This is a genomic window from Maribacter spongiicola (genome assembly GCF_052119685.1).
Classification (GTDB): Bacteria; Bacteroidota; Bacteroidia; order Flavobacteriales; family Flavobacteriaceae; genus Maribacter; species Maribacter spongiicola_A.
Genome location: NZ_JBGQOO010000009.1, coordinates 26,527 through 47,931, shown reverse-complemented (window position 1 = coordinate 47,931; position 21,405 = coordinate 26,527). Strand labels below are relative to the sequence as shown.

Annotated in this window: 21 protein-coding genes; 8 read left to right on the top strand and 13 right to left on the bottom strand. The window is 35.1% G+C overall.

Annotated elements, in window-relative coordinates; translation table 11 throughout:
- Nucleotides 1-26: 26 nt before the first annotated feature.
- The 3 genes from ACEN2N_RS13450 (at nt 27) to ACEN2N_RS13440 (ending at nt 3,069) form a co-directional block, all read left to right on the top strand.
- A complete protein-coding gene (locus ACEN2N_RS13450; RefSeq protein ID WP_441824811.1) occupies nt 27-851 on the top strand; it encodes a thymidylate synthase in 825 nt (274 codons plus the stop codon).
- A gap of 72 nt (nt 852-923) precedes the next feature.
- On the top strand, nt 924-2,084 hold the full coding sequence (egtB, locus tag ACEN2N_RS13445; protein WP_441824810.1) for an ergothioneine biosynthesis protein EgtB: 1,161 nt from the start codon (nt 924-926) through the stop codon (nt 2,082-2,084).
- Nucleotides 2,085-2,100: 16 nt separating this feature from the next.
- On the top strand, nt 2,101-3,069 hold the full coding sequence (locus ACEN2N_RS13440) for an L-histidine N(alpha)-methyltransferase (protein ID WP_441824809.1): 969 nt from the start codon (nt 2,101-2,103) through the stop codon (nt 3,067-3,069).
- Between the two features lie 76 nt (nt 3,070-3,145).
- Here the strand turns inward: ACEN2N_RS13440 and ACEN2N_RS13435 are convergent, their stop codons facing one another.
- Together ACEN2N_RS13435 and ACEN2N_RS13430 are read right to left on the bottom strand one after the other, a co-directional pair.
- A complete protein-coding gene (locus tag ACEN2N_RS13435) occupies nt 3,146-3,442 on the bottom strand; it encodes an isoamylase early set domain-containing protein (protein WP_424002283.1) in 297 nt (98 codons plus the stop codon).
- Between the two features lie 148 nt (nt 3,443-3,590).
- The gene (locus ACEN2N_RS13430; RefSeq protein ID WP_441824808.1) at nt 3,591-4,676 is read right to left on the bottom strand and encodes an aminotransferase class V-fold PLP-dependent enzyme; all 1,086 of its coding nucleotides are present in this window, start codon (nt 4,674-4,676) and stop codon (nt 3,591-3,593) included.
- Between the two features lie 54 nt (nt 4,677-4,730).
- Here ACEN2N_RS13430 and ACEN2N_RS13425 point away from each other — a divergent pair, with 54 nt between their 5' ends.
- Together ACEN2N_RS13425 and ACEN2N_RS13420 are read left to right on the top strand one after the other, a co-directional pair.
- Nucleotides 4,731-5,132 (top strand): 2TM domain-containing protein, encoded by a 402-nt coding sequence (locus tag ACEN2N_RS13425; protein ID WP_441824807.1) that lies wholly within the window; start codon nt 4,731-4,733, stop codon nt 5,130-5,132.
- A gap of 11 nt (nt 5,133-5,143) precedes the next feature.
- Nucleotides 5,144-5,644, top strand: a complete 501-nt coding sequence (locus tag ACEN2N_RS13420; RefSeq protein ID WP_441824899.1) for a dihydrofolate reductase — start codon at nt 5,144-5,146, stop codon at nt 5,642-5,644.
- Here the strand turns inward: ACEN2N_RS13420 and murI are convergent.
- Entirely contained in the window at nt 5,631-6,419 is a 789-nt protein-coding gene (murI, locus tag ACEN2N_RS13415) for a glutamate racemase (RefSeq protein ID WP_441824806.1), read from the bottom strand. The genes ACEN2N_RS13420 and murI overlap by 14 nt on opposite strands.
- A 1-nt stretch (nt 6,420) precedes the next feature.
- Nucleotides 6,421-8,088: an alkaline phosphatase PafA gene (gene pafA, locus ACEN2N_RS13410; RefSeq protein ID WP_441824805.1), complete on the bottom strand. Its 1,668-nt coding sequence runs from the start codon at nt 8,086-8,088 to the stop codon at nt 6,421-6,423.
- 117 nt (nt 8,089-8,205) lie between these two features.
- Between pafA and ACEN2N_RS13405 the strand changes: the two genes are divergently transcribed.
- Together ACEN2N_RS13405 and ACEN2N_RS13400 are read left to right on the top strand one after the other, a co-directional pair.
- A complete protein-coding gene (locus ACEN2N_RS13405; protein ID WP_441824804.1) occupies nt 8,206-8,943 on the top strand; it encodes an MlaE family ABC transporter permease in 738 nt (245 codons plus the stop codon).
- Complete coding sequence (locus ACEN2N_RS13400; protein ID WP_441824803.1) at nt 8,943-9,710, top strand: ABC transporter ATP-binding protein; 768 nt, start codon at nt 8,943-8,945, stop codon at nt 9,708-9,710. The genes ACEN2N_RS13405 and ACEN2N_RS13400 overlap by 1 nt, the downstream gene beginning before the upstream one ends.
- On the opposite strand, the gene ACEN2N_RS13395 is transcribed toward ACEN2N_RS13400, so the two are convergent.
- The 9 genes from ACEN2N_RS13395 to porV all read right to left on the bottom strand — a co-directional run bounded on the left by ACEN2N_RS13395 (nt 9,707) and on the right by porV (nt 19,279).
- Entirely contained in the window at nt 9,707-11,176 is a 1,470-nt protein-coding gene (locus ACEN2N_RS13395; RefSeq protein ID WP_441824802.1) for a DUF389 domain-containing protein, read from the bottom strand. The two genes, ACEN2N_RS13400 and ACEN2N_RS13395, sit on opposite strands and share 4 nt — an antisense overlap.
- 2 nt (nt 11,177-11,178) lie before the next feature.
- Entirely contained in the window at nt 11,179-12,258 is a 1,080-nt protein-coding gene (locus tag ACEN2N_RS13390; RefSeq protein WP_424002299.1) for a mannose-1-phosphate guanylyltransferase, read from the bottom strand.
- 1 nt (nt 12,259) lies between these two features.
- Entirely contained in the window at nt 12,260-12,862 is a 603-nt protein-coding gene (locus ACEN2N_RS13385) for a SprT-like domain-containing protein (RefSeq protein ID WP_424002301.1), read from the bottom strand.
- Nucleotides 12,863-12,864: 2 nt separating this feature from the next.
- Nucleotides 12,865-13,545: an SDR family NAD(P)-dependent oxidoreductase gene (locus ACEN2N_RS13380; RefSeq protein ID WP_441824801.1), complete on the bottom strand. Its 681-nt coding sequence runs from the start codon at nt 13,543-13,545 to the stop codon at nt 12,865-12,867.
- Nucleotides 13,545-14,594, bottom strand: a complete 1,050-nt coding sequence (locus tag ACEN2N_RS13375; protein ID WP_441824800.1) for a M28 family metallopeptidase — start codon at nt 14,592-14,594, stop codon at nt 13,545-13,547. Before ACEN2N_RS13375 ends, ACEN2N_RS13380 begins: the two co-directional genes overlap by 1 nt.
- An 86-nt stretch (nt 14,595-14,680) precedes the next feature.
- On the bottom strand, nt 14,681-16,321 hold the full coding sequence (locus ACEN2N_RS13370) for a 2-oxo acid dehydrogenase subunit E2 (protein ID WP_441824799.1): 1,641 nt from the start codon (nt 16,319-16,321) through the stop codon (nt 14,681-14,683).
- 4 nt (nt 16,322-16,325) lie between these two features.
- Entirely contained in the window at nt 16,326-17,324 is a 999-nt protein-coding gene (gene pdhA / locus ACEN2N_RS13365; protein WP_441824798.1) for a pyruvate dehydrogenase (acetyl-transferring) E1 component subunit alpha, read from the bottom strand.
- Between the two features lie 188 nt (nt 17,325-17,512).
- Nucleotides 17,513-18,001 carry a cytidine deaminase gene (gene cdd, locus ACEN2N_RS13360; protein ID WP_441824797.1) on the bottom strand — a complete coding sequence of 163 codons (489 nt, stop codon included), beginning with the start codon at nt 17,999-18,001 and terminating at the stop codon, nt 17,513-17,515.
- Nucleotides 18,002-18,130: 129 nt separating this feature from the next.
- Nucleotides 18,131-19,279, bottom strand: a complete 1,149-nt coding sequence (porV, locus tag ACEN2N_RS13355) for a type IX secretion system outer membrane channel protein PorV (protein ID WP_441824796.1) — start codon at nt 19,277-19,279, stop codon at nt 18,131-18,133.
- Between the two features lie 440 nt (nt 19,280-19,719).
- Here porV and gldJ point away from each other — a divergent pair, with 440 nt between their 5' ends.
- Nucleotides 19,720-21,387: a gliding motility lipoprotein GldJ gene (gene gldJ, locus ACEN2N_RS13350; RefSeq protein WP_441824795.1), complete on the top strand. Its 1,668-nt coding sequence runs from the start codon at nt 19,720-19,722 to the stop codon at nt 21,385-21,387.
- Nucleotides 21,388-21,405 lie beyond the last annotated feature (18 nt).

The following is a 21,405-nucleotide window of genomic DNA, read 5'->3' as shown; positions in this document are numbered from 1 at the left end:
TTTGGCGTATACATAATTCTATTTCTATGAAACAATACCACGACCTTTTAAAACATGTTCTTAAAGAAGGAAACCAAAAAGGTGACCGCACAGGAACCGGAACTAAAAGTGTTTTTGGGTATCAGATGAGATTTGACCTCAGCGAAGGTTTCCCTATGGTTACTACCAAAAAATTACATTTAAAATCTATAGTATATGAGCTACTTTGGTTTTTAAAAGGTGATACCAATATTAAGTATTTACAAGAAAACGGTGTTCGAATTTGGAACGAATGGGCAGATGAAAACGGAAATTTAGGTCCTGTTTATGGTCATCAATGGCGTAACTGGAACGATGATGAAATCGATCAAATTAAAGAAGTAGTACACTCTTTAAAAACCAACCCTAATAGTAGAAGAATGTTAGTGTCGGCTTGGAATCCTAGTGTATTGCCAGACACTTCTAAATCATTTTGTGAGAATGTTTCTAATGGTAAAGCTGCTTTACCGCCTTGCCACGCCTTCTTTCAGTTTTATGTCGCCGATGGTAAATTATCTTGCCAACTGTACCAACGTAGTGCAGATATCTTTTTAGGCGTACCGTTCAATATTGCATCTTATGCATTGTTCACCATGATGATGGCTCAGGTTTGTGGCTACGAAGCTGGAGATTTTATTCATACTTTCGGTGATGCGCATATCTACAATAATCACATGGAGCAGGTTGAATTACAACTAAGCAGAGAGCCTAGAGCATTGCCAAAAATGAAAATGAATCCGAATGTGAAAGATATTTTTGATTTCAAATTTGAAGATTTTGAATTAGTAGATTATAATCCGCATCCTCATATTAAAGGGAAAGTAGCTATTTAGAATCAATTTCTTAATTTATCAAGTTAAACCCAATTGTTCATTTTTATTTAACTTTCCATAAAAATTGTTTTCATGGTTAGTACTGATACGCTCTTAAATTTCTTTTTAGAAACCAGAGAGCACACCGAGGCTATTTGCATGCCTTTAGAAATTGAAGATTATGTGGTACAACCTATCATAGAGGTCTCTCCTCCAAAATGGCACTTAGGTCATACGACTTGGTTTTTTGAGGAATTTATTCTAAAAACATACGATAAATCTTATACGGTTTTTGATGAAGATTTCTCGTTCGTATTTAATAGTTATTACGAAACTGTAGGTAAACGCGTTGTGCGTGCCGAACGCGGTAATCTATCTAGACCTGTTGTACAAAAGGTTTATGAATACAGACATTATGTAACTCAAGCAATGAAGAGGCTGTTAGAATCTAATGAAGAAGAAACATTATTAGCCGTTCTTGAAATCGGTATACATCACGAAAAACAACATCAAGAATTACTACTTACAGATATTAAATATATTCTCGGGAACAACCCGCTATTACCTAAATACTCAGACAATTTCAAAGAATTTACTATTGAGAAAGAAGCTCAAAGCTGGATACCTCTGAGTGAAGGAATTTATGAAATAGGTCATAATTCTACAGACTTTTGTTTTGATAATGAATTAGGAAGACATAAAGTATACCTACATGATTATGAAATTTCGAACAAACTAGTTACCAATGCCGAATATCTTGAATTTATACAAGCAGACGGGTATAAGCGTTTCGACCTTTGGCATGCCACTGGATGGGATTGGGTACAGCAAAACCAAATAACATCACCATTATATTGGCACGAGATTGATGGAATATGGCATTACTATAGCCTTAACGGATTAACTGAGGTTGATTTAGACGCACCTGTTACACACATATCATATTTTGAAGCATTTGCCTTTGCCCAGTTTAAAAGTTGCAGATTGCCTACTGAATTTGAGTGGGAAGCTGCTCAAAACCAATTTAATTGGGGACAACGTTGGGAATGGACAGAGAGTGCATACTTACCCTACCCTAATTATAAAAAAGTAGACGGCGCTTTAGGTGAATACAATGGTAAATTTATGGTAAACCAGAAAGTACTTAGAGGTAGTTCTATTGCAACCCCGAACAAACACGCAAGACATACCTATCGCAACTTTTTTCCAACCGATTTAAAATGGCAGTTTACCGGAATAAGGTTAGCAAAATAAATACGACAGATTACGTATGCAAGACACAAAAACTAAGCTCACCAATACAAGTGAATTTGAAAAAGAAGTTTCCCAAGGCTTGATCGACAAGCCTAAGCACTTATCTTCAATGTATTTTTACGACAAAAAAGGAGATAAGCTTTTTCAAGATATTATGGCAATGCCTACTTATTATCTAACCGATTCTGAGTACGAAATTCTTGAAAGCAATAAAGAAGAAATCTCAAATCTATTTACCGGATTTGGATCATTTGACTTAATTGAACTTGGTGCTGGAGATGGTAAAAAGACTAAAATTCTATTAAAACAATTTAGCGACAAAAAAATCGACTTCACTTATGTACCTATTGATATTAGTGACAACGCATTAAATCAATTACAGAATTCTATTGAACAAGAACTGCCAGAAGTACAAGTTCAACCTTTTCAAGGCACATATTTTGAAGCACTTAAAGAAATAAACAATCGCGAGAACAGAAAAATAATTTTGTTTTTAGGTTCTAATATTGGTAACTTAATGCATGAACAGGCAGTTGTTTTTATGAATAAGATTCAACAGCTAATGCAACCTGAAGATTTACTGTTTATGGGGTTTGATCAAAAGAAAAATCCGCAAACCATATTAGATGCCTATAATGACAAAGAAGGCATTACTGCTGCATTCAATAAAAATGTTCTTGCAAGAATAAACACCGAATTAAATGCAAATTTTGATTTAAATCAGTTTTTACATTGGGAGGTGTATAACCCCGAAACAGGCACTGCAAAGAGCTATTTAGTTTCGAAAATTGAACAGACTGTACAAATTGAAAATTTAGAATTAACCGTAGATTTTAAGCAATGGGAGACTATACACACCGAAATTTCACAAAAATATGATGATGAAATAATTACTTGGCTTGCGAAAGAATCTGGTTTAAAAATGACCACTTCTTATGAATCAACAACATATGGTTATAAAAACTGTGTCTTTAAAAAAGCTTAGATTCTACTGCTAAATAGAATAAAAAAAGCCTGCTATATCAAATAGCAGGCTTTCTATATTTTAGTATTATTTCTATTTACAATTCTAATACAGCATTCTCAGAACCTGCGAAATCATTCCATTGATAACGATCTGCCTCACCATCGTTTACATATTCTCCATCAACGATGTATTTGAATTCAAATGAATTCTCTTTTGGAAGATCAAAAGTTCCTGTAAACGAGCCATTCTTTTGTTTCTTCAATGCGCTCTTTTTTGCGTTCCAGTTATTGAAATCGCCTACAACAGCTACTTTTTTTGCATCGTCTGTAGGTACTGTAAAAGTAACCTTACATACTGGCTTAGTTTTTAAATATTTTTTTGCAATTGCCATGATATTAAATTTAATATTTGAAGCAAAACTAGTACAATAAAATACTCATTTACAACACTTAACAGATTTTTATCAAATCCTTAATATTTAGGCATTTTATAGATGTACAACGGAATTTAATCCTACAAAATTACTTTATTGTGAATAGCTACTTTTCTGCTTTTAAGATTTTTACAATTGCATCTATTTCTGCTTCGGTATTATAAAAATGAAAACTTAAACGTACACCATCGCCTCTTTGAGCACAAAACACATCATTGTCTATTAGTTTTTGATAAGTAGCTTCGTTTGCTTTAATATTAAAAATGGTACTGTGTTGTTTTCTTCCCGAAACCGCATCAGATAGTAGCCCTAGCTTTTGAAATTCTGCCTTTGCCTTCTCAGATAATTTTCGATTCTGCTCGGTAATTTTATCTACTCCGATTTTTTCAAAAAATTCCATTGAAAACTTCATGCTTCCAAAAATAAGCGATGACAGATGACCTGGCTCAAACTGTTTTGCAAACCTTATTTCATCTCTTTTATCTAATTCGCCATTGGCAGCATTAAAGCCAATGTTATGCAATGAAAATTTTTCTTTTATCTGATCAGAGAATAGCATGAATCCGTTTCCATAACCTGCCAATAGCCATTTGTATGCACTTGCTCCTAAGGCGTCGATACCAGAATTATCGAAATCAAATGTAGTACTGCCACAAAACTGAGTGCCGTCGGCAATTATAATCAAATCAGGATGTTGTTTTTTTAAATCTTTCAAAAAATCTAAATCAATGGTAAATCCGTCTAACCACTGCACAAGACTTAATGCTAGTACATCAATTTTTTTCTCTGACACCACTTTTTGAATTTGATCTTCTATGTCAACCGACATTTTCAAATACTCGATATCAAATTCTCTCTTTTCAAAACACCAGTTTAGTGATGGGTAGTCATTTTCCACTAAGAGTATTTTTTTATTTGAATTTAATCCTTCAAGTAAGACATTTAATCCTGTAGAAAAATTACTGACCAATGCGACATTCTCTCTTTTACAATTAAAAAATCTACCAACAGTAGATCTCGTATCAGCAATAACTTTTAAGGCTTTGTCGCGCATATCGCTGCCATATATAATAAAGTCTAAATCGTGCTCTTGTCGCCAATCTAGCAAAGAATCATACAACAGACCATATACCGCTGTGTTAGCATAAATACCTTTTTTTAAAACTGGGAATTCCTTTCTAAATTTTTCCATTGATTATAGCGTATACTACATTTCCTGTATCTTTATACCAAATATAGGAAGAGTATGTTTTCTAGAAATAAAAATACCTCCAAATTAGATTTAGAGCAGCATGAACTTTTAGAGAATGCTCAAAAGAGGGTTCGTCAAAAGAAGCGCTTATACACCCATTTTGTAATTTTTTTGATAGGTAGTGTATTTTTGGTGCTTATCAATAAAATATTAAAATACGGACAAGAATATAACTGGTTCATATGGGCAATTACCTTTTGGGGATTTTTGTTTGTACTTCATATTTTCAATGTTTTTATTACCAATAAATTTATGGGTCAAGATTGGGAACGCGCCCAAAGAGAAAGATTAGTAGCTAAGCAAAAGAAACGCATTGCAGAAATGGAAAAAGAGATTGAACAGGATTTAAAATTTCCTACCTCAATTGAACCTGAACCTAAAAAAAAACTACTTTGAGCACACTTATAATGATAGCTGCTGCTGCAGAAAACAATGCACTTGGCAAAGACAACGATTTGCTATGGCATTTACCAGATGATTTTAAAAGATTTAAAAAATTAACGTCTGGTCATAAAATTATCATGGGCAGAAAAACATATGAAAGTTTCCCTAAACCCTTACCGAACAGAACTCACATCATCATTACCAGGGATAAAGATTACTCGGTAGACTTTGATGAATGTATTGTAGTGCACTCTCTTGATGATGCTATAGATTTGGTTGACAATGAAATTGCCTTTATAATTGGTGGTGGAGAAATTTATAAGCAGGGTGAAAAGCGTTCTGATAAAATAGAACTTACCCGTGTACATGCCAATTTTGAAGAGGCAGATACTTTCTTCCCTGAAATTGACGAAAACTATTGGATGTTAACGCAACAAGAATTTCACCCAACAGACGAAAAACATAAATTATCTTTCACTTATTTGACTTACGTTAAAAAAGAAAATACGCTTAAAAGTCTTTAAAAAATACGCTCAAATTTGACTGTGGCATATTTAAAATACTAGCCAGCACTTTTTCATCGCCATTGGTATAAAATTGGTGCAAACCCTGCTGTTTAGAGCTGGTCAACAACTCATTTTTCTCTAAAACAGTTTTCGTTTGTCGCGCCACTGCCTGACCAGAGTCTATAATAGTTACATTCTCAGGCAACATTCTTTTCAATAACGGAATTAAATATGGGTAATGGGTACAGCCCAAAACCAAATAATCCATCCCCTTTTCAAGCATAGGTTTTATATAACCTTCTAATAACTGGTATAATTCATCGCTTCGAAGGTTTCCGTTTTCGATCATCTCGACCAAACCGGTGCCTCGTTGTTCTAACACGGTTATACCGGCAGCATGATTTTTTGAAGTACTGTGAAACAGACTACTCGACAAGGTACCTTTGGTCGCCAACACACCTACAATCTTAGATTTGGTATTTATAGCCGCAGGTTTTAATGCAGGCTCAATACCTATAAAAGGTATCGCATAGTGGGCCCTTAAATAATCAATGGCGTTGGTTGTTGCCGTATTACAGGCAACAACTATAATTTTACAACCTTGGTGTAATAAATATTCGGTATTTTTTATACTTAGCTCTAGAATTCGCTCTTCAGATTTTTCACCATAAGGCGCATTTTTACTATCTGCCAAATAAATACAATTTTCATTTGGCAAAAGTTCTTGTATTTCGCCCCATATAGATGTGCCGCCAATACCAGAATCAAAAATACCTATCTGCCTATCATCCATATTATTTAAACACCTCTGTTATGGGTTTACCGGTTGTACCGTTCGGAAAAGATATTCCTAACAATGCCGATATTGTAGGAGCGATATCAGGAATCTCTGTTCTGTTAATAGTTGATCCTGGCTTTATACCCATACCATAAAACAATAATGGTGCATGTGTATCGTAGATTTGTGGCGAACCATGTGTTGAGCCTGTAGAACCGTAAGAAATAAAACCTGGTTTCAACACTACCAATACATCACCTGATCGCTTTTGGTTATAACCGTTCTGTAATATATAAGGTATGCCAGTAGTATAGTTAGTACTCCACATTTGATTAGCAGTATACACTCTAGCAATAGCATCGTAATCTAAAATTTCTTGCGCTATTTCAACTTGAACTTCTGCCAGACTTAAATCTAGATTTTTTATAATTTTATGATCTAAGAATATTTGATCGTTAGAATAGTTTTTAACTATATCTTCTGCACCATACTTATACTGCAAAAACTCGGCTAACCTTTTTTTATTCGCTGCTGTTTCTATATAACCAGATGGTATTTTTACACTCTTTAAATACGTTGGTACTTCAATAGCCGCATGATCTGCTGTTAAAAACAATGTGTACTGCCCTTCACCTACATTCTTATCTAATGCTTTAAATAATCTTTCTAAATCTGCATCTAACCTTAAATAAGTATCTTGAACTTCTTTAGAATTTACCCCATACATATGCCCAACATAATCGGTACTTGAAAAACTTACCGCAAGGAAATCTGTAATATCATCTTTACCCAGACCTTCTTGCTTTAATGCTTCTATAGCAAAATCTGCAGTCAATGAATTACCAAATGGCGTTGCTTTAATAATATCAAGATCTTTGGTCTTGTCTAATAATGCAGAAGTATTGTGAGGGAATGAGGTGGTAGATTCTCCTTCAAATTTACCTTCAAAAAGGTTATTATCGCTTCCACTCTCTTTATATTCTTTAATATCTTTTAACGTATTCCACTCTCTTTTATATGATTGTGCTGTACCAGATGAATTAAAATCATTAACCCATTTCGGTAGTTCGTTCATGTAATAAGAACTTGTTATCCAATTCCCTTCATTTGCACCATGAAACCAATAAGCTGCATTTGCCGTATGACCACCAGGTAAAACCGCTCCTCTGTCTTTTAAAGCAATGGCAATAGTCTTACCTTGCATTTGGTTATTTAAGCGTAATTCGTCTGTTATTGTAGTTACCCCCATTCGGTGCGGTGACATTTGCCCTGCATCTGAAGTTGTACCTACAGATGTGTAAGAATCATCACCGGCACAATACACACTTTTATCTATTTCTTTATCGTACCAATTGTTTCCGATAATGCCATGTACTGCAGGCGTTGTGCCTGTATATACCGAAGTATGCCCAGGTCCTGTGCTTGTAGGCGCATAATTAAAATGATTGTTCTTGCAATTAAAGCCTTGCTCTACAAGTCTTTTAAATCCGTCATTTCCAAAATGATCATAAAAACGAGTTAGATAATCATATCGCATTTGGTCTACCACAATACCAACCACCAATTTTGGCTTTACGCGTAATAAATCGTCGGTCGTATTATCTTTGTTTTTCTTTTGCGCTGTTAAACTACTTGTCAACAACAATGTTACCATCAATAATGATGCACTTAAATATTTTTTCATTTTGATACTGGTGAGATTGAAACGCAAAAGTAAATAATTTCAACGTTTAAAGATTAAACGGAGGTTAAATCAAGTCCTTTATTGTTATTTTTACGATAAGAAATTTATTTGTAACGAATGAACTATTTAGCATCTGTAGGAAGCTATACAATTATGATCCGCGAGGTTTTTAAAAAACCTACGAAATGGAGAATAATGAAATCACTTATTTTTAAGGAAATAGATGAGCTAATCTTTAGCTCATTGGGTATTATTATATTCATCTCCTTTTTTATAGGTGCCGTTGTAGCTATCCAAACTGCCCTTAACCTTACCAACCCATTAATACCGAGAAACCTTATTGGTTTCGCGACACGGCAATCTGTAATATTAGAGTTTGCACCTACGTTCGTTTCTATTATTATGGCTGGTAAAGTGGGATCATATATCACATCTAGTATTGGTACCATGCGGGTTACCGAACAAATCGATGCGCTTGAGGTAATGGGTGTAAACTCATTAAATTACTTAGTATTCCCAAAAATAATTGCAATGCTTTTTTATCCTTTTGCAATTGCAATTTCTATGTACGTCGGAATATTCGGTGGATGGATGGCCGGAGTTTTCGGCGGATTCTTAACTAGTGAAGATTTTATAACCGGACTTCAAACAGATTTTGTACCCTTTCATATTGCATATGCATTTTTAAAAACATTGATTTTTGCCTTTGTGATTGCTACCATACCATCATTTCATGGCTTTTATATGCGTGGCGGTGCTCTAGAGGTTGGTAAGGCTAGTACGACCGCGTTCGTTTGGACGAGTGTTGTAATAATTATACTCAACTACATATTAACGCAACTTTTACTAGGATAATGATAGAAGTACGAGACATACATAAATCTTTTGGCGATGCTCATATTCTTAAAGGGATTACCACCACATTCGAAAAAGGCAAAACCAATTTGATCATTGGACAAAGTGGATCGGGTAAAACTGTATTCCTTAAATGTCTTTTAGGATTATTCATTCCTGAAGAAGGTGGTATCGTCTATGACGGAAAATTATATGCCGACCTTTCAAACGACGAGAAACGCGATTTAAGACAAGAAATGGGCATGGTATTTCAAGGTAGTGCCTTGTTTGATAGTATGACGGTTGAGGGTAATGTAATGTTCCCTTTAGAAATGTTTACCAAACAGTCTAAATCTGAAATGAAAGACCGTGTAGATGCTGTTCTAAAAAGAGTTAATCTAATTGATGCGCATCATAAATTTCCTTCCGAGATTTCTGGTGGTATGCAAAAGCGTGTAGCTATTGCTCGTGCGATAGTTATGAATCCGAAATATCTTTTTTGTGACGAACCAAATTCTGGTCTAGATCCTAAGACAGCTATTCTTATTGATGACCTTATCAAAGAAATTACCGAAGAGTACAATATCACCACGGTTATAAACACCCATGATATGAACTCGGTAATGCAAATAGGGGAAAAAATAATATTCCTTAAAGACGGACTCTTAGAATGGGAAGGAACCAAAAATGAAATCTTTAAGACCGAAAATGAAGCGGTAACTAATTTTGTATATTCATCTGACCTTTTCAAAAAAGTACGTCAAATGTATATTCAAGAACAGAACTAGTCTTTCGCTATTTCCTTTATTTGAATGTTTTTATTATTCAATCTAAGACGCAGCCAATCTTGTAGCTTGCCCATGTCTTTAACCGTTTCTGCCCTTTTAGCTTCCTTCTTCCAAGTTACCTCAAATAATGGTATACTATCAGTTTTAGCAAAATCTGTTGAAATTAAATAAGCATAGCCTATTCGTTCTAAATTTTCATAATTCGTTTTCGCCTCTAGACTAATTTCTTTGAAAGGAATCTGATTTGATGATATTTGATTTAAACGAACCAATTCACTTTCTAAAAGCTGAATTTTCTCGTCTTTAGTGGTAAGAATACTTTTCTGTGACTCATAAAGCTCATTAACATATTTCAGCTCATTTGCTTCGTCACTTTTAGAACCCTGAACAACGCTGAGCTCAGTTCCTTGTAGTTGTTTGTATTCTGCCATTTGGGCACGCCAGGTAGCAATTACATTGTCCGGTATGCCATCATTACCCATGAAAACCAATTCAATTTTAGACTTACCTTCAGCATCATAGTCTACCTCACTAAAATCTTTCAAAAATTTACCTTCACCCGAAAATTGGTATTGCACTATTTTCTCTGTTATAAAAGTTTCGGCATCTCTATTAAATAACGATTTTTTGAAAACGCTGTAAAAAGTAAATCCCGCAGGTATCATTACTAGTATAGCTAATAAAGACGCTAATCTACCTATTAATTTTCTTCGCTGCGAATTCACATAGCGAACCATAGGAAATTTTAATAGCTTAATAACCAAGAAGGTTGCAAGGGCTATAAATATGGTATTAATAATAAAGAGGTACATCGCACCTGATGCATAATTCCAATTACCAATTGCCAGACCAAAACCTACGGTACATAATGGCGGCATTAACGCTGTTGCAATCGCCACACCGAAAATAACACTAGCTATTGTTCCTTTCTTAGCACGAGCAATAACCAATGCCAAACCACCAAAAAATGCAATTAAAACATCTCTAATATCAGGTTCGGTTCTTGCTAAAAGTTCTGAAGACTCATCTCTAAGCGGAAAAAACCTATAGAACAAATAGGCTGTTATTACACTTAAAACTACCATTACGGCAAAGTTCTTCAATGATCTTTTTAGCGTATCAATGTCATTTATTGCCACAGACATGCCAATACCTAAAATAGGCCCCATTAATGGAGAAATTAACATCGCACCAATAACAACAGCTGTAGAATTGGCATTAAGACCAATTGATGCAATAAAAATAGAACAAATCAAAATCCAAGAAGTATGACCCTTAAAAGGTATATCGGCAATAATAGCTTCTTTCGTTGCCTGCTGATCAGTATTCGTTCTAATGTCCAACAACTCAGAAAGAAACGTTTTAACACTACCTAAAAGACCTTGAAAATCTTTTTTTACTTCTTCACTACCACTACCCTCATTACTATTAGGGGTAATATTATCTTGATTAAGATTGTTCTCCATATTTAAGCGAATTCATCACCAAAGGTATCTTTTACCTTATTTAAAACTTGTTTAATGTCTTGTTCTTTTGTCTTTGGGTAAATCAAAAGTACTTCATCTTTATCAACTATTATATAATCACTTAGACCATCTACTACAACAACTTTACCTGCTTTAGACCTAATCATGTTACCATTAGCATCTTGGGCTATCACTTTTGCATTTACTATGGCATTTTCATTCTTATCTTTATCTAACTTATCATACAATGAGCCCCAAGTACCTAAATCATTCCAATCAAATGTTGCTTCTTTTACGTAAATAGCTTCCGAATTTTCTAATATGGCATAATCGATTGAGATATTTTCTGCCTTAGGATAGTTTTCAGATATAAATTTCTTCTCATCATCGGTATTATAACACACTAAACCATCTCTAAACAATGCATATTGTTTCGGTTGAAAATTTTGAAATGCGTTTACAATTGTCTTTGCACTCCACATGAAGATTCCCGCATTCCATAAAAAATTCCCTTGTGCTAAAAAATCTTTTGCAGTCTCGTAGTCTGGCTTCTCTCTAAACTGATTTACCTTTTTAATTTGTGCTTTATCTGCCTTGTTATATTCTATGTACCCAAAACCAGTGTTTGGAAAAGATGGCTTAATACCTAGCGTACATAACACATCTTCAGTTTCGCATTTCTTAAAACAAGCTATAACATCTTTTGCAAATGCATCTTCATCTTCGATCCAATGATCACTTGGTGCCACTATCATTACGGCATCTTTGTTCATCTTCTGAATTTTCATTGCAGCATATAAAATACAAGGCGCCGTATTTCTCATGGCTGGCTCAAGAACGACTTGCTCTTGTTTTACCATCGGCAATTGCTCTAATACTAAATCATTATAGCGTTCATTGGTAAGAATCAAAATATTTTCGGTAGGTACAAATTTGTTCAACCTCTGAAACGTTTTTTGAATAAGGGTATCACCTGTACCCAACATATCATGAAATTGTTTCGGATTGTCACTTGTACTTATTGGCCAGAATCTAGACCCTACTCCTCCTGCCATTAAAACGGCGTAATAATTTTTATTCATGTCAGCTTTTTATTAATTCCACTTCAGCATTAGGTTGAAACAGAAACATCCTACCTGAGGATAATTCTACACATTCATAACGCTTAGTTCGTTTATTTCCTTTTTTAAATAATTTGCCATTATAGATGCGAAACACACACCCAATCGGTAATTCGTAAACGTAAGTTTTTTCCGATTGTTGTTCATCGAATTGCTTTAAAGCAATAGATAATTGAGCATCTGTACTACTGCTTGCCTTCGGATTCTTAAAATGTCTAGCCAATAAAGGTAAAAGTTGCGAAGGAAATATCTCTGGTCGTATAAATGGTAGCATTAAATGCTGAAAGGTTTTTTTCCATTCTAACCCATGTGGTTTAATATGTCGACCATATTTCTCAAACGCCATTAAATGGGCGATCTCATGAATTAAAGTAATCAAAAACCGGTACTTATTTAAAGACGCATTGACCGTTATTTGATGATTACCATCTTTTCGCCTTCTATAATCGCCATGCCTAGTAACCCGCTCATTCACGATTTTTAAATGCACCTGACTTACTTTAATTAGCTCATAACATGGACTAACCGCTAATTCTGGAAGATATTTAGCTAACGTTTGTTGCATTTTTACGGTGTACTACTGCTTACCTGTAATATTTTACCATTATAAAGCTTTTGGCCTTTCAAGGCAAATTCCATTATATATTCAGCTATTTCTAATGCAGTAACAGGAGCTTTATAACCCGGAAAAGCTTCTTCTAACATTTCTGTCTGTACCGCACCTAATGCGAGTGCATTGAATGCCGGACCTGTTTCTTTGAATTCCTCAGCTAGTAATTCTGTTAGTGTAAGAACAGCTCCCTTACTCGAACTATATGCAGAAAGACCTGGAAATTTTGCGCTCCCCTGAATACCACCCATAGAACTAATAGTAAGTACGTGACCATTAGTATTCATGAATGGCACCACCAATCTTGTCATAGCCGCAACCCCAAAAACATTCACATCATATACCGACTTAAACTCTTCTTCTGTCAATTCTAAAAAAGGTTTGTTGATCAGCTTGCCCGCATTATTTATAAGTGCTATTACATTACCCTTTTTATCTTTTAAATAATCAGATAATTTGGCTCTATCTGGTACCGAAGACACGTCAAAGGAAAATGTCTCAATATTTTTATGGTTAAGGTTCTTAATCGGCTTTTCATTTCTGGATAGCGCCAAGACTTTATAACCGTTATCGGCTAGTAGCTTACTCAATTCAAAACCAATTCCCCTACTGGTACCTGTTACAATTACGTATTCCATTAATTATATTTTACTTCTTTTATCGGTGCGTTAATTATACCTTCTAGCATAGGCATGGCTTCATTTACAACTGTAGACATGAAATTATAATCCATCAACGATGCTTCATCGCCTACTTTATGATATTCACCAAAATTTGTAAAGTCAAAAGAGCTATATGTTTGCGAAGGCACATTAAACTCATCGTGAAAAGGAGCATTATCTGACCTTCTAAACAAATTAAACTCTTTTGCTTTCGGAAGAAAACCTACTAAATTTTTGTGCGCGTACGAATTACTGATGTCTGCTAAATTTGACAACTCATATCCTGTTAAATACAGACTATGATCTTTATCGACCATAGGTACACCTACCATTTCAAAGTTTAGCATGGCATATAAATCAATATTTTCAGCCTTTAATTTTGAAGCCAAATGCTTAGAACCTAACAAACCCTTTTCCTCAGCCGTAAACAGTGCGAAAATTATACTTCTCTTATTGCCTTTCAACTTGCCAAAGTATTTCGCCAATTCTAAAACTGTGGTTGTACCAGATGCATTATCATTTGCTCCATTCGCAATTGAATCATCACCACCGCCACTTATTAAACCGATATGGTCATAATGCGCACCTATAATAACAAACTCGTTTTTCAACTTATCATCTGTACCTGATAAAAAACCAACTATGTTATAAGCTACACCATCGTTATAATTTTCTAAAGTATCTCTGTATGAGGTAAAATAAGGTGCGATTCTATTCTCTTCAAATATATTTTCAATATAATCGGCTGCCATTACAATACCTTCACTGCCTGTATCTCGACCCTGTAGCTTATCTGAAGTTAAAAACGTCATAATTTTTTCAATTTCACCTGGTGTGGTATGCGCCTTCAGCTTTGAGGATTCCATATCTACTTTACCTTCAGAACTTTCAACTGTACTGCTAGGTAAAACCGTTCCTTTTACTCCCTTCGGATTTGTAAGATTCAAGACTGTTGATTGATCAACTTTCGCCCCACCACAACTAAGAATTAGTGTACTGAGAAGTACTAAGCTTAAATATTTCATAACAAGATTACATTTAGAATATAAAGATAAAAAAAAGCATCCCGACGAAAGGATGCTTTTCTAATTCTATTTTTAAAATTAATTTTCTATGCTAACATAGTAACCGGATTTTCAACAAAATATCTTAATGTCTGAAGAAACTGAGCTCCTACAGCACCATCAACAGTTCTGTGATCACAGGCAAGCGTCAATTTCATTGTATTGCCTATTACGATTTCACCATTTTTAACAACCGGCTTTTCAACAATTGCACCAACTGAAAGTATTGCTGAATTTGGCTGGTTGATAATACTAGTAAATTCAAGTATACCGAACATACCTAGGTTTGACACCGTAAACGTACTGCCTTCCATTTCTGAAGGAGCAATTTTCTTATTACGTGCTTTACCTGCTAAATCTTTTACGGCACTACCTATTTGCGTTAAACCTAATAGATCGGCGTGTTTTATAACTGGCACAACTAAACCTTCATCAACAGCAACAGCAACACCCATATGAATGTGTTTGTGGTACTTTGTAGTTTCGGCACTCCACGAAGTATTAACCTGAGGGTGCTTTCTAAGCGCCATTGCACATGCCTTTAATATCATATCATTAAATGACACTTTGGTATCTGGCAAGCTATTGATCTGTGCTCGAGATTCTTTTGCATTATCCATATCTACCTCAATTGTAAGATAGAAATGTGGTGCATTAAATTTAGAATTACCTAATGCCTTAGCTATTGCCTTACGCATATTAGAGTTCTTAACCTCTTCTGTACCTTCCTCACCAGATGGCAATGCCATTGATACAGGCTGGGCAGCGATTGCGTTATCAGCTTTTACACTTGCAGTAGCTGCTGGAGCAGAAATAGCAGCGGCACTTGGAGTATAATTTTCTATATCTTTCTTTGTAATTCTTCCATTATCACCAGAGCCAGAAACTTTTGCTAAATCGATACCTTTATCGGCAGCGATTTTTTTAGCTAACGGCGAAGCAAAAATTCTTTCACCATCGGCTACCGAAATTGAAGCCTCTTTAGTATCAAAAGTATCATCTGATTTTTTATCTTCTTTCTTAGTTTCGTTTGCAGCACTCTTTTTACTTCCGCCAGATTTGTTATTTAAAACAGCATCGACATCAGTTCCTTCTGGACCTATAACCGCTAACACAGCGTCTACGGGTGAAGACTCACCTTCTTGTATACCAATATATAACAGTTTTCCATTATAGAAAGATTCAAACTCCATCGTAGCCTTATCGGTTTCGATTTCTGCTAATATGTCACCTTCCTCAACATCGTCACCAACCTTCTTTAACCATGTTGCCACAGTACCTTCTTCCATGGTATCACTTAAACGAGGCATTTTTACGATTTCAACTCCCTCAGGAATTTCACCAGCACCATTCGCTTCTTCAGCTGAATCTTCAGTAACAACTTGCGCTTCAGATGATTTCTCTTCTGCAACAGCCGCACCGCCACCTAACAAAGTTGAAATATCTTCACCTTCATCACCGATAATAGCCAATAGACTATCTACAGGGGCAGTATCACCTTCTTGAATACCAATATGCAATAAAGTTCCCTCATTAAATGATTCGAATTCCATCGTTGCCTTATCAGTTTCGATTTCGGCTAATATATCTCCTTCTTGAATTTTATCTCCAACGCTTTTTAACCATTTAGCTACGGTACCCTCTTCCATGGTATCGCTTAAACGGGGCATATTTACTACTATAGCCATCTAATTAAAATTTATGTTCAACAAATGGAAAATCCTCTTGTTCGTAAACCATGTCGTATAATTGGTTTATAGGTGGATAATCTGATTCTTCTGCGAACTTCTCGCACTCCTTAACCATTGATTTGACATTTTTATCAATTTCCTTGATTTCGGCTTCAGTTGCGTAATTATTTTCTTTAATAATATCCAATACTTGAGTAATCGGATCTATTTTCTTATACTCTTCAACTTCATCTTTCGTTCTGTAATGCTGAGCATCTGACATGGAGTGACCTCTATATCTGTATGTTTTCATTTCCAGAAAAGTTGGCCCGCCACCACTACGAGCTCTATCAATAGCTTTACTCATTTCTTGTGCAACTGTCACAGGGTTCATTCCATCAACTGGTCCACAAGGCATTTCGTAACCTAAACCTAACTTCCAGATTTCTGTAGAAAAAGATGTCCTAGCCACCGAAGTACCCATTGCATAACCATTATTTTCGCAAATGAAAACAACTGGCAATTGCCATAGCATTGCTAAATTGAATGTTTCATGTAATGCTCCTTGTCTAACAGCACCATCACCCATATAACATAGGGTAACATTATCTCTACCAGCGTACTTATCACCAAAAGCCATACCTGCGCCTAATGGAATTTGCCCACCAACAATACCATGACCACCATGAAAACGGTGCTCTTTCGAAAAGATATGCATCGATCCACCCATACCTTTAGAAGTACCAGTGACTTTGCCATAAAGCTCTGCCATAACCATTTTAGGATCCACACCCATACCAATTGGCTGAACGTGATTTCTATAAGCCGTTATCATACGGTCTTTGGTTAAATCCATTGCATGCAGTGCACCAGCCAAAACAGCTTCTTGCCCATTATACAAATGTAAAAACCCTCTTACCTTTTGCTGAATATATACAGCAGCCAATTTATCCTCAAATTTTCTCCAAAATAGCATGTCTGCATACCATTTCAAATACGTTTCCTTGGTGATTTTTTTCATCAATTTTAACTAAAGGTTTAAAATTCTATATTGATAACAGAGGTATTATGACCTATGTATACTAGAGCAGCAAAAATACACATATTAATGAATCGATAAAAATATTAGAAGCAAATCCATTCAGAAATTATATGCTTAACAAATAAAGCATATAACGTGTTTATTTACAATACTTTTTGCGTGAAAGATTAATTTAAAAAATCACTATTAAACCCGAGTGGTAGTAGATCCGCTAAAGAATTGCACTCTATAACACTACCTATCTCTCCCATTAATAAAATTTTAATCGGTTCGCCCTGCCTAAATTCATACTCAGAAATTGCCTGTCTGCAATTACCACAAGGGGCAGCAGGTTCACTTACTTCATGATTTAAAGACGCAGCCGTAATCGCAATTGCTTTAATTTTCATTCCTGGATATTTCGCACCTGCATAAAACACAGCTACCCTTTCTGCACACAAACCTGAGGGATAAGATGCATTTTCTTGATTATTACCCTCTATAACTTCACCATTTTCCAATAAAACGGAAGCACCAACATTAAAACTTGAATAAGGCGCATAAGCTCGCTGCCTTGCACTGACAGCGGCTGACATTAAATTTTGGTCATCACTTTTCAGTTCATTGAACGAATCATATACCGTAATGTCAAAACTTATCTTCTTTTTATTGACCATATTTTATCTTTATGTTTCAATCTACAAATATATGTCTGGTGACTATATAAATTTACCTTTAAAAAAATTACCGCATAAAAAAACCTGCAATTGCAGGTTTTTTTATATTCTTAAAATCTATTTTTAAGCCTAATCGTTGTAAAATTCTTCTCCTAAATTAAAGGTAAGGGAAAAACGTAGCGTATTCTCTAAAGGATTTCTAACCTGAGAAGTAGAGAACAAATAAGATAAATCTACTTGTGCAGCCTTAAATTTAAAGCCAGCACCTAGTGTAAAAAACTTTCTAGACCCTTTCTCTTCACTTTCATTAAAATAACCTGTTCTAATCATAAAGGCATCTTGATATACATATTCTGCACCTAAAGCCCAAGTGAATTCTTTTAACTCTTCACTAAAACCATCCGGTGCATCAGAGAATGAATTGAAAATACCACTGAACCCACTTTCGTTCTGGTATATATCATTATCAGCAGCATCTACATCGCCATCACCATCATAATCTTGTGGTGTAGGCACTAGTAACTTGGTAAATTCTGTTGTAATACCAATAACATTGTCTTGATCTAATATAAAATCAAAACCACCACCAAAACTTAACTTACTTGGCAAGAAGTTTTCTTGTCCGCCAGCATCATACTGAATTTTACCCCCAATATTAGAAAGGTTGAAACCTGCCCTCCATCTACCATCAAAATTATTATAAGCTATTTCGTCAGACCTATAGTAACCTGCTACATCTACTGCAAACGATCCCGCAGCTTGAGAATCTTCGGTACCGTTTTGAGGCAATCTTAAATTAGACCTAATATATCTACCACCAACGGCCATAGAGAAAGTCGGACTCAATTTTAGAGAGTACGAACCATCTAGCGCTAATTCATTTGGTTTAGCAATAGTACCAGGGTCATTTGCAAATTGTCTTAATTCTATTTCACCTAAAGTAAAATATCGTAAACTTAAAGCAAACGCACTCTGGTCATCTAGTTTATTATAAAAACTAGCGTTTAACAATGAAATATCGGTAATTATACTTTCTAAGTAAGGAGTATAACTAACACCTATACCCATTTTGCGTTCTGCAAAAGCAAACTTAGCAGGATTCCATTGTTGGGAAAATGCATCCGTAGACGTTGCCACACCCATATCGCCCATACCTGCAGACCTTGCATCTGCTGCAATTGTCAGAAAAGGTACAGCTGTGGTAATAACACGTTGATTATCTTGTGCAAATACTTTACCTACAATTAATACAAAGAAAATTATAGAAATTTTTCTCATTTTAAAATGGTTCTTTAAATTTTTAAAGGTGAAATATAGTGAATACCCTATTTCAAGCTTTAATATTTTACATGAAAACGCACATTTTCCCGTTATCTTGCATGAATCTTAAGTTTTTTATAAGATTTTATTTTTTCATCACGCGCTAAAGGTTCTTTCCTTAATAAGAATACCAAATAATAACAGTTTTCAAAGCTTTCAAAAAGAAATATTCAAAACCATACTAATTAATCGTTTTAAGCGTTTACCTAATTAAACGAGCCTAAATTTATTGACAGTTCGATATGAGATTTTTAAAATTATTTTTAAATGTAAAATAATCTCACAAAAACACCGTTCTATTGAGCGAAAGTGACAAACAAATTAAAAGAAATTATAGTATCATATTCTGTAGCGACCAAACTACTATAGTATATGTAAATTGAACTCAAGTCCTAATTATGAAAAAACATTTAATAAAAGTTGTACTCTCATGCACGGTATTAGTAGGAGGTTTTACAGTAAGTAGCTGTTCGAAATCCTCATCTGGAAAAAATACCTCTAGAGCTACAGGTTGGAAGATAAATGCCAAAGAAGGTGGTTTTCAATACAATACCGACTTTAAAGAGCAAGAAACCGCTCCTGGATTGGTATTTGTTGAAGGTGGTACATTTACTAAAGGTAAAGTACAAGATGATGTGATGCATGATTGGAACAATACTCCAACTGCACAACATGTACAATCTTTTTATATGGATGAGACCGAGGTAACTAATGTTATGTATCTAGAATATCTTGACTATTTAAAAAGTGTTTACCCTCCAGAAAATCCTAAATACACTAACATATATGTAGGTGCATTGCCAGATACTTTAGTATGGAGAAACAGATTAGGTTTCAACGAAACTATGACGAACAATTACCTGAGACACCCAGCTTATGCAGAATACCCTGTGGTTGGAGTTAACTGGATTCAGGCTACACAATTTGCAGAATGGAGAACCGACCGTGTAAACGAGGTTATGCTAGAAAGAGAAGGTTACTTATCTGAAGATGCAAAATATCAAGCATCTACAGGTGAGGTTCAAGGTACCTTTAGTACTGAAGCTTACTTAAACAGACCAGAATCTGTTTATAACGGTCAAATTGATTCGCTTCAAGGAAAAATGAAAAAAGATAGTACATCTACTTTCGCAAAAAGAAGTAGTGGTATTATTATGCCAGAATATAGATTACCTACTGAAACTGAATGGGAATATGCCGCTCAGGCACAGGTTGGTCAAAGAGAATACAATAACTATAGAGGTAGAAAAAAATACCCATGGGAAGGTGATTATACTCGTAACGGACAACGTGTAGGTAGAGGTGATCAATTAGCTAATTTTAAGCAAGGTAAAGGTGATTATGGCGGAATCGCAGGTTGGTCTGATGATGGTGCCGATATTACCGCTCAAGTAATGTCTTACAAGCCTAACGATTTAGGTCTTTATGATATGGCTGGTAACGTTGCCGAATGGACAGCCGATGTTTATCGACCAATAGTTGATGACGAAGTAAGTGATTTCAACTACTACAGAGGTAACATTTACATGAAGAGCGCTATAGGCGAAGATGGTAAAGTAAACATCTTAAGAGATACTATTGTTTTTGACACTTTACCAAACGGAAAAGTAGTTGCAGTAAATTTACCAGGTGAAATTAAAATGGTACCTGTTGATGAAGAAGAAACTTATTTAAGAACAAATTTCTCTTCAAGTGATAACAGAGGGTATAGAGATGGTGATTCTGGATCTTCAAGATTTTACGATAGATTTAATGACGGCGAAGAAGAAGACCCAAACAAAAAAATGTACAACTCTCCTAAGCATTCAGTTGAAAGAGATTCATTAGGTAATCTTGTTAAAGGTTTTGACGTATCAAACAACAGAACTACATTAATTAATGATGAAGTTAGAGTATTCAAAGGTGGTTCTTGGAGAGATAGAGCGTATTGGTTAGATCCAGCACAAAGAAGATACTTACCAGAATATATGGCGACTGATTACATTGGCTTTAGATGTGCAATGTCTAGAGTTGGTTCTAAGTCAAAAACAAAGAACAAAACAGTTAGAGGGAAAAAAGCTAAATAATTTTTCTCTTAACCAACT

Bases quoted from the DNA above. Each gene is read 5' to 3' on its own strand.
- ACEN2N_RS13450 (WP_441824811.1), top strand. From the start codon at position 27: ATGAAACAATACCACGACCTTTTAAAACATGTTCTTAAAGAAGGAAAC.
- egtB (WP_441824810.1), top strand. From the start codon at position 924: ATGGTTAGTACTGATACGCTCTTAAATTTCTTTTTAGAAACCAGAGAG.
- ACEN2N_RS13440 (WP_441824809.1), top strand. From the start codon at position 2,101: ATGCAAGACACAAAAACTAAGCTCACCAATACAAGTGAATTTGAAAAA.
- ACEN2N_RS13435 (WP_424002283.1), bottom strand. From the start codon at position 3,442: ATGGCAATTGCAAAAAAATATTTAAAAACTAAGCCAGTATGTAAGGTT.
- ACEN2N_RS13430 (WP_441824808.1), bottom strand. From the start codon at position 4,676: ATGGAAAAATTTAGAAAGGAATTCCCAGTTTTAAAAAAAGGTATTTAT.
- ACEN2N_RS13425 (WP_441824807.1), top strand. From the start codon at position 4,731: ATGTTTTCTAGAAATAAAAATACCTCCAAATTAGATTTAGAGCAGCAT.
- ACEN2N_RS13420 (WP_441824899.1), top strand. From the start codon at position 5,144: ATGATAGCTGCTGCTGCAGAAAACAATGCACTTGGCAAAGACAACGAT.
- murI (WP_441824806.1), bottom strand. From the start codon at position 6,419: ATGGATGATAGGCAGATAGGTATTTTTGATTCTGGTATTGGCGGCACA.
- pafA (WP_441824805.1), bottom strand. From the start codon at position 8,088: ATGAAAAAATATTTAAGTGCATCATTATTGATGGTAACATTGTTGTTG.
- ACEN2N_RS13405 (WP_441824804.1), top strand. From the start codon at position 8,206: ATGAACTATTTAGCATCTGTAGGAAGCTATACAATTATGATCCGCGAG.
- ACEN2N_RS13400 (WP_441824803.1), top strand. From the start codon at position 8,943: ATGATAGAAGTACGAGACATACATAAATCTTTTGGCGATGCTCATATT.
- ACEN2N_RS13395 (WP_441824802.1), bottom strand. From the start codon at position 11,176: ATGGAGAACAATCTTAATCAAGATAATATTACCCCTAATAGTAATGAG.
- ACEN2N_RS13390 (WP_424002299.1), bottom strand. From the start codon at position 12,258: ATGAATAAAAATTATTACGCCGTTTTAATGGCAGGAGGAGTAGGGTCT.
- ACEN2N_RS13385 (WP_424002301.1), bottom strand. From the start codon at position 12,862: ATGCAACAAACGTTAGCTAAATATCTTCCAGAATTAGCGGTTAGTCCA.
- ACEN2N_RS13380 (WP_441824801.1), bottom strand. From the start codon at position 13,545: ATGGAATACGTAATTGTAACAGGTACCAGTAGGGGAATTGGTTTTGAA.
- ACEN2N_RS13375 (WP_441824800.1), bottom strand. From the start codon at position 14,594: ATGAAATATTTAAGCTTAGTACTTCTCAGTACACTAATTCTTAGTTGT.
- ACEN2N_RS13370 (WP_441824799.1), bottom strand. From the start codon at position 16,321: ATGGCTATAGTAGTAAATATGCCCCGTTTAAGCGATACCATGGAAGAG.
- pdhA (WP_441824798.1), bottom strand. From the start codon at position 17,324: ATGAAAAAAATCACCAAGGAAACGTATTTGAAATGGTATGCAGACATG.
- cdd (WP_441824797.1), bottom strand. From the start codon at position 18,001: ATGGTCAATAAAAAGAAGATAAGTTTTGACATTACGGTATATGATTCG.
- porV (WP_441824796.1), bottom strand. From the start codon at position 19,279: ATGAGAAAAATTTCTATAATTTTCTTTGTATTAATTGTAGGTAAAGTA.
- gldJ (WP_441824795.1), top strand. From the start codon at position 19,720: ATGAAAAAACATTTAATAAAAGTTGTACTCTCATGCACGGTATTAGTA.